9 protein-coding genes are annotated in these 9,928 nt (G+C 33.2%); 7 read left to right on the plus strand and 2 right to left on the minus strand.

Features of this window, described 5'->3' with window-relative positions; all coding sequences use genetic code 11:
• Positions 1-23: 23 nt before the first annotated feature.
• The 5 genes from CIW83_RS19020 (at position 24) to CIW83_RS19040 (ending at position 4,590) form a co-directional block, all read left to right on the plus strand.
• Positions 24-1,139, plus strand: a complete 1,116-nt coding sequence (locus CIW83_RS19020; protein ID WP_094904046.1) for a 4-hydroxybutyrate dehydrogenase — start codon at positions 24-26, stop codon at positions 1,137-1,139.
• Positions 1,140-1,149: 10 nt separating this feature from the next.
• Positions 1,150-2,451 (plus strand): acetyl-CoA hydrolase/transferase family protein, encoded by a 1,302-nt coding sequence (locus CIW83_RS19025; protein WP_094904047.1) that lies wholly within the window; start codon positions 1,150-1,152, stop codon positions 2,449-2,451.
• A gap of 70 nt (positions 2,452-2,521) precedes the next feature.
• Positions 2,522-3,985, plus strand: coding sequence for a 4-hydroxyphenylacetate 3-hydroxylase family protein (locus CIW83_RS19030; RefSeq protein WP_094904048.1), 1,464 nt, complete (start codon positions 2,522-2,524; stop codon positions 3,983-3,985).
• 47 nt (positions 3,986-4,032) lie between these two features.
• Complete coding sequence (locus CIW83_RS19035; RefSeq protein WP_158220179.1) at positions 4,033-4,326, plus strand: NifU family protein; 294 nt, start codon at positions 4,033-4,035, stop codon at positions 4,324-4,326.
• On the plus strand, positions 4,327-4,590 hold the full coding sequence (locus tag CIW83_RS19040; protein WP_094904050.1) for a hypothetical protein: 264 nt from the start codon (positions 4,327-4,329) through the stop codon (positions 4,588-4,590).
• 51 nt (positions 4,591-4,641) lie between these two features.
• Here the strand turns inward: CIW83_RS19040 and abc-f are convergent, their stop codons facing one another.
• On the minus strand, positions 4,642-6,111 hold the full coding sequence (abc-f, locus tag CIW83_RS19045; protein WP_094904051.1) for a ribosomal protection-like ABC-F family protein: 1,470 nt from the start codon (positions 6,109-6,111) through the stop codon (positions 4,642-4,644).
• Between the two features lie 578 nt (positions 6,112-6,689).
• A complete protein-coding gene (locus CIW83_RS19050; protein WP_094904052.1) occupies positions 6,690-7,385 on the minus strand; it encodes a cyclase family protein in 696 nt (231 codons plus the stop codon).
• A gap of 253 nt (positions 7,386-7,638) precedes the next feature.
• On the opposite strand from CIW83_RS19050, the gene CIW83_RS19055 reads away from it, so the two are divergent.
• Positions 7,639-9,237: a dihydroorotase family protein gene (locus tag CIW83_RS19055; RefSeq protein ID WP_094904053.1), complete on the plus strand. Its 1,599-nt coding sequence runs from the start codon at positions 7,639-7,641 to the stop codon at positions 9,235-9,237.
• Positions 9,238-9,279: 42 nt separating this feature from the next.
• Entirely contained in the window at positions 9,280-9,891 is a 612-nt protein-coding gene (locus CIW83_RS19060) for a cysteine hydrolase family protein (protein ID WP_094904054.1), read from the plus strand.
• Positions 9,892-9,928: the final 37 nt, after the last annotated feature.

The raw sequence follows: 9,928 nt of genomic DNA on the forward strand, positions 1-9,928 counted from the left end.
TATCAAAAAAAGGAGTGGATTAAATGAGACAATTAGTTATAAAACCTAAGATATATAAGTTTAATAGCTGTACTGAATTTATAAAGGCGTTTCCAATAACCGAAAAAGACCTAGTACTGACTAATGAGTATATTTATCAGCCTTATTTTGGACATTTAAACTTACCATGTCATATTGTATACCAAGAAAAATACGGTTTAGGAGAACCGTCAGATGAAATGATAGATAGAATATTTAATGATATAAAAGATATTAAATTTAATAGAATAATTGCAATCGGCGGAGGCTCTGTAATTGATATTGCAAAATTATTTGTAATTAAAGATGCAGCAAATACATTGGAACTATTTGAAAAAACCATCCCAATGATAAAAGACAAGGAGCTAATAATAATTCCTACTACATGCGGTACTGGTAGTGAAGCTACTAATATTTCTATAGCTGAATTAAAATCCAAAGGAACAAAAATGGGATTAGCAATAGATGAGTTATATGCGGACTATGCAATAATGATACCTGAAATGGTAAAAACATTACCGTATAAATTCTTTGTAACCAGTTCTATAGACGCCTTGATACATGCAATAGAATCTTTAGTATCACCAAAGTCTAACTGTTATACTGAGCTATTTAGTATAAAAGCAATTGAGATCATATTAAAGGGCTACCTAGAAATTATTGAAAAGGGCGAAGAATATAGAACAGAAATAATAGAGGACTTCCTAATTGCAAGTAATTATGCAGGTATTGCTTTTGCAAACACTGGAGTAGGAGCAGTTCATGCTCTATCCTATCCAGTAGGGGGAACTTATCATGTACCTCATGGAGAAGTGAATTATCAATTCTTTGTAGAAGTATTTAAGACATACAATAGACTGAATCCAAATGGAAAAATCAAAGATGTAAATAAGATGTTAGCAGGTTTAATCGGAACTACAGTTGAAAATGTATATGATGAGCTTGAGAAAATATTGAATAATTTATTACCGAAAAAATCACTTAAAGAATATGGTATGAAGGAAGAGGAGATTGAGGAATTTACAGTATCGGTACTTGAGAAGCAACAACGATTATTAGCAAATAACTATACAGAGTTATCAAGAGACGAAATAAAAGGTATTTTTGCTAGATTGTATTAGGAGTGATTAGATGGATTGGAGATTAGAATATAATAAAAGACTAGTATCTAAAGAAGAAGCAGTAAGACATATAAAATCTGGCAATAGAGTAGTTATAGGTCATGCTGTAGGAGAACCTTCTTTACTTATTGAAGCCATGGTGGCAAATAAAGATGAATATGAGAATGTGGAAATAGTTCATATGGTTCCAATGGGAAAAAGCGAATATATAAAAGAAGGTATGGAAAAACATTTTCGACATAATGCTTTATTCGCAGGCGGATCTACTAGAGAGGCAATAAATTCAGGTAGAGCAGATTATACTCCTTGTTTTTTCTATGAGGTACCAAAACTATTTAGAGAAGGAAAGTTGCCTGTAGACGTTGCATTAGTTACTGTTAGTGCCCCAGATGGAAATGGAAATTGTAGCCTAGGTACATCTGTGGATTACACAAAGGCAGCGGTAGAATGTGCTAAGATAACAATTGCTCAGATAAATGAAGAAATGCCAAGAACTTTAGGAGATTCTTTTATCAATATAAAGGATTTAGATTATATTGTAGAGGCTAATAGTCTATTACCAATCTTAAATCCGCCAAAGATATCAGATGTTGAACGTTTAATAGGAAAACATTGTGCATCCTTAATTGAAGATGGTTCAACTTTACAATTGGGTATTGGAGCAATACCAGATGCTGTACTGCTTTTCCTAAAGGATAAAAAGGATCTTGGTATCCATTCAGAAATGATATCTGATGGTGTATTGGAACTATATGAAGCAGGGGTAATTACAAATAAAATGAAAACCTTGCATAAGGATAAAATGGTAGTTACATTTTTGATGGGGACAGAAAGACTATATGATTTTGTAAACAACAATCCAAATATAGAAATGCATCCTGTAGATTATGTAAATGATCCTTGTGTAATTATGAAAAACTATAAAATGGTGTCCATTAACTCATGTATTCAAGTGGATTTAATGGGGCAAGTGGTTTCGGATTCAGTAGGAAAGAAACAATTTAGTGGGGTAGGAGGGCAAGTAGATTTTGTTCGTGGTGCATCTATGGCAAAGGATGGAAAATCTATTATAGCAATGCCTTCTACAGCTGCAAAGGGAACAGTTTCAAGAATAGTATCTATAATAGATGAGGGTGCAGCAGTGACTACTTCAAGAAATGATGTGCATTATATAGTTACTGAATATGGAGTAGCAAATCTTAAGGGAAAGACCCTAAAAGATAGAGGAAGGGCCTTGATCAATATAGCTCATCCAGATTTTAGAGATGAACTTATAAAGGAATGGGAAGGTAGATTTGCTGATAAGTTCTAATATGAGAAGATAGCGATGAACTCTCATATTAGAAAAGGTGTATAAATATATTTAAAAGGAGATGTATTAAATGGCATTAATGACTAGGGAGGAATATATAGAAAGTTTAAGGAAGTTGAATTTAAAGGTATATATGTTTGGAGAACTTATTGAAAACCCTGTGGACCATCCAATAATTAGACCATCTATGAATTCAGTAGCAATGACCTATGAATTAGCTCAGCAAGAAGAATATAAAGATTTAATGACTACAAAGTCACATTTAACAGGAGAAGTAATTAATAGATTCTGTCATATACATCAAAGTACTGAAGATTTAATCAAAAAAATAAAGATGCAAAGACTATTGGGGCAAAAAACTGCTTCTTGTTTTCAAAGATGTGTAGGTATGGATGCTTTTAATGCAATCTATTCAACTACTTATGAAATGGATAAGGAATATGGAACAAACTATCATGAGAGATTTGTAAACTACTTAAAATTCATTCAGGAAAATGATTATACAGTAGATGGAGCAATGACAGATCCAAAGGGAGACAGAGGACTTTCTCCATCTCAACAGGAAGACCCTGACTTATATCTTCGCATTACTGAAGTGAGAGAAGACGGGATAGTAGTAAGAGGAGCAAAGGCTCATCAAACAGGAGCTGTAAATTCCCATGAACATTTAATAATGCCTACTATTGCATTAAAAGAAGAGGACAAAGATTATGCAGTATCCTTTGCAGTTCCATCTGATGCAGAAGGAGTAATAATGATTTATGGTCGCCAATCCTGTGATACAAGAAAGTTAGAAGAAGGTGCAGATGTTGACCTTGGAAATGCTAATTTTGGCGGACATGAGGCATTGGTCATATTCAATGATGTATTTGTTCCGAATGATAGGATATTTATGTGTAAAGAGGCAAAATATGCTGGTATGCTAGTGGAAAGGTTTGCTGGATATCATAGACAATCCTATGCATGTAAAACAGGTGTAGGTGATGTATTAATAGGTGCAGCAGCTTTGGCGGCAGATTATAATGGTGCAAATAAGGCTAGTCATATAAAAGATAAACTAATAGAGATGATGCATTTAAATGAAACCCTATGGGCATGTGCTGTTGCCTGTTCAGCAGAGGGAAGTAAAACAGCTTCAGGAAATTATTTAATTGATTTATTATTAGCGAATGTATGTAAGCAAAATGTAACCCGTTTCCCATACGAAATAGCAAGGTTAGCAGAGGATATAGCAGGTGGATTGATGGTTACGATGCCATCAGAAAAGGATTTCAAAGACCCAGAAATAGGAAAATATGTTGAGAAATATTTAGTCGGAAAAACTGGAACTTCAACAGAAAATCGTATGAGGGTATTAAGGTTGATAGAAAATATTACACTAGGTACTGCAGCAGTTGGATATAGAACTGAATCCATGCATGGTGCTGGTTCGCCGCAAGCTCAGAGAATAATGATTGCACGACAAGGAAATCTTGAGGCTAAGAAGGAAATGGCGAGAAAAATTGCACAAGTAGATACTAGCAAGGATAAATAATAGTATTTAATAAATAAAAAGGAATAATCTAAGTGGAGGGTTTAGCTTTGAAGGATATCTTATTAAAAGAGGTAGAAGATGTGGTAGATAAATTTATTAGACCGCAGCTTAAATTGCACGGGGGAGATATAAAGGTCAATTCTGTTATTGGGAAAATAGTGAGGATAACATTAACTGGTAATTGCCATGGGTGTCCCTCTGCTCAGATTACTACTGAGGAGATCGTAGAAAGTATATTAAAAGAAAAACTAGGAGATTCAATAGATAAGGTGATTCTAGTTAATCAAGTCGATGAGGAATTATTATCCTTTGCTAGAAAGATTTTAAATGGTGGTGAATAGGTGAAGGTAGGTATAAAATACTGTGGTGGCTGTAACTCAAGATTTGACCGTACTAGTATTGTAGACAAAATAAAATCTGATTATAAAGAATTTGAATTTAGTTATGCTATAGAGAGTGAGGAATATGACTTTATTATAGTGATAAATGGATGCCATATAGCATGTGCAGGACTACAGGATTTAAAGTCTAAAAGAGGTTTTTTAATTATTAGGGATGATGATTATAAGAATATAAGAGAAAAAATAGATCGGATGAAAGAATAAGCTAAAGCCAGAGAAGTGGTTCTCTGGCTTTAGCTATATTTCAATTTATATTTAACCCTTTATTTTATTCAGCTTTTTATCTCTTATTTTATAAATAATATCTGCTACATTATCTATTAATCTTATATCATGAGAGACAAATACGATGGTCCCCTGATATGCTATCATCATGGATTCTAATGCTTGAACACTCTGTGTATCAAGAAATGTGGAAGGCTCATCCATTAAAAGTATATTGTATTGTCCGGATAACATCTTAACAAGCATTACCTTAGTAAGTTCACCACCACTAAGCTGGCTTAATGACTTTCTAATATCCTGAATTTCAAATCCAATTTGTACCAGCATCGCAATTAACTCATGAGACTTATAATCTGAGTCCTGAGATAGAAATTGGAGTAAAGATTCATTGCTGGTTGACTTATAATTTTGTTGTTTAAAATATCCGATTTTGGCCTTTTTAGAAATTGTTAAACCTTCATCATTAGATAAAATCATTTTGAGAAAAGTTGTTTTGCCTGCACCATTATCACCAGTAATGGCTATTTTTTTGCCTAATGGAATGACAAATGATGCTTCATCAAAGAGATGCGTATTTCCTAGACTTTTACAAACATTTTCCCCCATGATTGGAAATTCATTATGCAATTTAACAGCTTCGCTTTGTCTAAAGAAAATTTTATTTTGCACCTTTGGAGCATTTACTTCTCCCAAGGTTTCTAATCTTTTTTCTATACTTTTTGCTATCCTATTCATACTTTTTTCTTTACTTCCAATGGGTCTTTGACCGCTTAATCTACCGTCTTGTTGAGTATTGTTTTTTATTGGTTTTCCAACTTGCTTAGTTTGTAGCTTGTTTGCTTTATTCTTTATAGTTTCTATCGAGCGTATTAACTTTTCGCTTTCATTTACATATATATTATATTGTTTTTCTTGTTGTTTACGTTCAAACTCAATTTGATTCAAATAATCAGAATAATTACCGTAATATTCTAAAATCCCATTATCTTTAATTTCCCAAATCTTATGGACAGTGGAATCTAAGAAGTAACGATCATGGCTTACAATAACAAGTGCACCTGTATAGTAATTGAGTTGTTGAATTAAAAGTTCGACTCCTTCTTGATCTAAGTGGGAAGTAGGTTCATCTGCTAAGATACACACTGCCTGCTCTGAAAACGCTTTTGAAATTCTATAGCGTGTTTCTTCTCCACCACTCATAACAGTTGTACTTTTAGCATTAATTTGCCATAATGAAGTCCAGTAATTAGAGATACTAATGTTTTGATTTTGGTCTGAGAGAATTTGAGGGATCATTACAACATTTCCATTATGAATAACTTCACAGCCAGTTGGCTTTAGATCACCTGCAAGGATTCTAAGAAGAGATGTCTTACCTGAACCATTTCTTCCAATAAGTCCTATTCTTTCTCCTTCGTAAATAGTTAGCTCGGTTATATCAAGAATGTTTTTACCATTATATTCAAGATCAATATTTTTAACACGAATTGATTCGTACATAGTGCTGCCCCCTTAATATATGATTTGGAATAGCCAATTCAAATAATATTTATTGGGAGCTAAAAATGTATTATATATTAAGTTATAATTTTGTTGATGCTCACTATATTCATTCTTAGCCTCCTGTTTAAATGCCTAGCAACAGAAAGAGGCCATTCGATTTTCTTTCTATCGCTAGTGGATAGATAATCTCAATCTATTCATGTTAATCCTCCTTTATCAAGTATATTTATTTAAATATACTATACCTTAAACCATTGAAATATTCAAGTTAAGAAGCTATTTTGAAGGCTATAAATATAATATTATGTTCATTATAATAAAGTGATTATGGTATGTCATGGAATGGTTATAAGAACATTGACATATGTAGAAAAGATTTCGCCTGGTGAAATAATTGAGTGTGATTATGAAATGGGAAAAGTTTATGTACCTTATCCTTTCTTATAAAAAGTTCTAAGAAAAACAAAAATACAGGGAAAATGAATATAATAAAAAGTTTAGTTGTTGAAAATAAACAAGCATCGATTAAAGAAAGCTAAATAATAAGCCAAGGGGCGCTACCCCTTGGCGCTTTTCTATTCTTCTAATAATGCAACTGCTCTGATTGGCGAACCTGTGCCGTCTCTAATTTTTAAAGGTAATCCAATATATAAAAACCTTTTATTTATCAATTTGTCTAAATTGCACAAATTCTCAGTATTGGTTATATGGTATTCTCCACAAACTAGATGGGCTGAAAAGTCTGTATCATCTGGAGTTAAATCTATTGCAGGAGCATCTACACCTATATTTACTACACCCTTTTCTGCTAGCCATTTTGCAGCTTCATAGCTTAATCCTGAATAATCAGTTTGGAACATATCTGTACCAAAGGTTCTATCATGATGACCAGTATATAGTAAAACAATATCGCCTGGTCGGATCTCCTGTCCAGAACGAGATAAGGCAGATTCCAAATCCTTTGGTTCGAAATAGTTCGGATATCTTATATGAGATAAATCAAGACATATGGCTGAGCCCCAGAAGTATTCTAAAGGCATATTGTCTATAGTTGGGCCTTCTGGATTAAACTCCCATACACCATCACTATGAGTGCCACCGTGTTCACTAATAAGTAGATTTCTTGCAGAAAATCCTAAGGTTTTACTTCCAGTAGCTTTCATATTTTCTTCATGTGTCATATTAGTCATTATAAATGTTTTCTGATGCATTGGGAAAACACTCATGCCTTGATAAATCTCTTGAGATAGGTCAATTAGTTTTAATGTCATTTAATTCCCTCCCCAATATTATTTAAATAATTTACTACATCATATAAATATATGTATATTATTTAGTCACTATTATAACTAGTTATTCAAAAAAAGATATATGGAAAATATACAAAAATATTATATAAAATATACAAAAGATTTGTCATAATAATTAATCTTAAGATGTATTTTTATAGTAAACTAACAAGGCATATTTTTAAACAATATGTTATTATTAGTACAAATTTAATTAAAAAGGGGAGAGCTAAGTATGTATGATATTATTGTGAAAAATGCAAGGATTCCTCAAGGCGACGATACTATAATAACTAATATTTTAGTTAAAGATGAAAAGATAGCTGGATTTTTAGATAATATTGAGGGCATAGCGGCAAAGGAAATAATTGATGCAGAAGGACATTTAACATTACCAGGTTGTATAGACTCACATACTCACTTTATGTATCAAGGATTTCCTCACAGAGAAAATTTCCTAACAGGTACAGCAGCTGCAGCTTCTGGTGGAGTAACTACAATTATTGATATGCCTTGCTGTTCTGTTCCATCAGTAAGAAGTGCAAAACAATTGCAATTGAAAGTTGATTTAATACAACCACAAGCATTAGTAGATTTTGCTTTATGGGGTGGAGTAACAGGTGAGGATGTAAGAGAAGGATGGCTTGATCATGTGCAAGAACAAGCTGATTATGGAGTTGTTGCCTTTAAGGCTTATATGACACCATCAGTTCCTACTTTCCCAAGAGTTACAGATCCAGAAATGTATGAAGCATTTAAAGCAGTAGCTAAAACTGGACTTCCAGTAGGAATCCATGCTGAAAATTATTCCATGTGCGATTATTATGTAAAGGAATTCCAAAAACAAGGTAGAATGGACGGACCAGCTTGGGCTGAAGCAAGGATGGAATTAGCAGAGAAAGTTGCAATTGAATTAGGTATATCTTTTGCAGAGGATGCAGGAGCTAGACTTCACATAGTTCATATGAGTACTGGAATAGGAGCAAAACTAGTAGGGGAAGCAAAGAAAAGAGGGTTAAACGTAACATCTGAATCTTGTCCTCATTATTTAACCTTAAACTATCAAGAATCTATGACAAAATATGGTGCTTTTGCTAAAATAGCTCCACCATTAAGAACTAAGAAAGATAATGAAGAGCAATGGGAAGGAATAAATAATGGTAGTATCGACTTTATAGCTACAGACCATGCTCCTTATGAAATAGAAAGTGAAAAAGCTAGAGAAGGAATGAACATATGGACAGCATTTCCAGGAATACCAGGTGTAGAAACAATGGTACCTATCATAGTTAGTGAAGGATACAATAAAGGAAGAATATCTCTAAGCAAATTAGTTGAAATATTATCAACTAATGCAGCAATACATTATGGATTATATCCAAAGAAGGGTGCTATGCACATAGGTTCAGATGCAGACTTTACAATAATCGACTTAGATAAGGAATGGGTTATTGAGCCTAAGAAGCAAGCTTCAATGTGCGGATATTCCCCACTTGAAGGAATGAAACTAAAAGGTAAAGTTGCAAAAACTATAGTACGTGGACATTTAGTATTCGAAGATATAGAAGAAAGTGTCCTAGCAGGATTAACAGACGAAGAATTGAAAACGATAGTTCATAATTTCCCAGAAGGAATAGATGAAAAATATGCTGACGAATTTAGTAAATATCCATACTTACACAGTGCAGAATATGAAAATAGCTATAGAATAAATCATCCAGAAGTAATAGATAAGCATATAAGAGAAATTAAAGGAATAAAGGCAAAACCAGGATTTGGTCAATTTATTAAGAGACAAAGCATACAAATTTTACCTAGAAAGATAACTTTCTAATAAAAAACGAAAAATAATAAAAAAATAGGGGGAGTTTTAACAATGCCAAGACATGCGATTTTAATAATAGATATGTTGAATGATTTTGCTAATCCAAAGGGAGCTTTATTTTGTGAGGGAACAGCAATAATAACTCCAAAGCTACAAGAGATTTTTAAATGGGTAAGAGAAAGAAATGCTGAAGGTAAAGATGACGTACAATTAGTTCATATTCAAGAGGCCCATAGAAAAAATGATGCAGACTTTAAAGTAAGACCAGTTCATGCAGTAGATGGAACTTGGGGATCAGATTTTGTTACTGAGTTAAAGCCTGAGGGAGATGAATATATAGTAAAGAAGAGAAGACATAGTGGATTTGCTTATACTGACTTGGACCTTTATTTAAGAGAAGAAAATATAGATACAGTTGTTGTAACCGGTACTTGGACTAATGTATGTGTAAGATCAACTGCTACAGATGCTTTAGCTAGGGCATATAAAGTTATTTCACTTACTGATGCTATTCACTCAAAGACTCAAGAAATGCATGAGAATGGTTTAAGAGACTTAAGTATATTCACAAAGTTGATGACTTTCGACGAATATAAAGAAGCTTGGGAAAAAGGTCTAGATCCATGGACAGGCGGAGGAGATCCAGAGAACAAAGTAAAATAATATATTTTTAGGCGGTCTTTGACCGCCTATAGGTACA

Origin of the sequence: Tissierella sp. P1 (assembly GCF_002266425.1) — a bacterium.
Taxonomy (GTDB): domain Bacteria; phylum Bacillota; class Clostridia; order Tissierellales; family Tissierellaceae; genus Tissierella; species Tissierella carlieri.

What these genes read in the sequence shown, in the direction of transcription:
- CIW83_RS19050 (WP_094904052.1), bottom strand. Translation starts at nt 7,385, where the DNA reads ATGACATTAAAACTAATTGACCTATCTCAAGAGATTTATCAAGGCATG.
- CIW83_RS19025 (WP_094904047.1), top strand. Translation starts at nt 1,150, where the DNA reads ATGGATTGGAGATTAGAATATAATAAAAGACTAGTATCTAAAGAAGAA.
- abc-f (WP_094904051.1), bottom strand. Translation starts at nt 6,111, where the DNA reads ATGTACGAATCAATTCGTGTTAAAAATATTGATCTTGAATATAATGGT.
- CIW83_RS19060 (WP_094904054.1), top strand. Translation starts at nt 9,280, where the DNA reads ATGCCAAGACATGCGATTTTAATAATAGATATGTTGAATGATTTTGCT.
- CIW83_RS19030 (WP_094904048.1), top strand. Translation starts at nt 2,522, where the DNA reads ATGGCATTAATGACTAGGGAGGAATATATAGAAAGTTTAAGGAAGTTG.
- CIW83_RS19055 (WP_094904053.1), top strand. Translation starts at nt 7,639, where the DNA reads ATGTATGATATTATTGTGAAAAATGCAAGGATTCCTCAAGGCGACGAT.
- CIW83_RS19020 (WP_094904046.1), top strand. Translation starts at nt 24, where the DNA reads ATGAGACAATTAGTTATAAAACCTAAGATATATAAGTTTAATAGCTGT.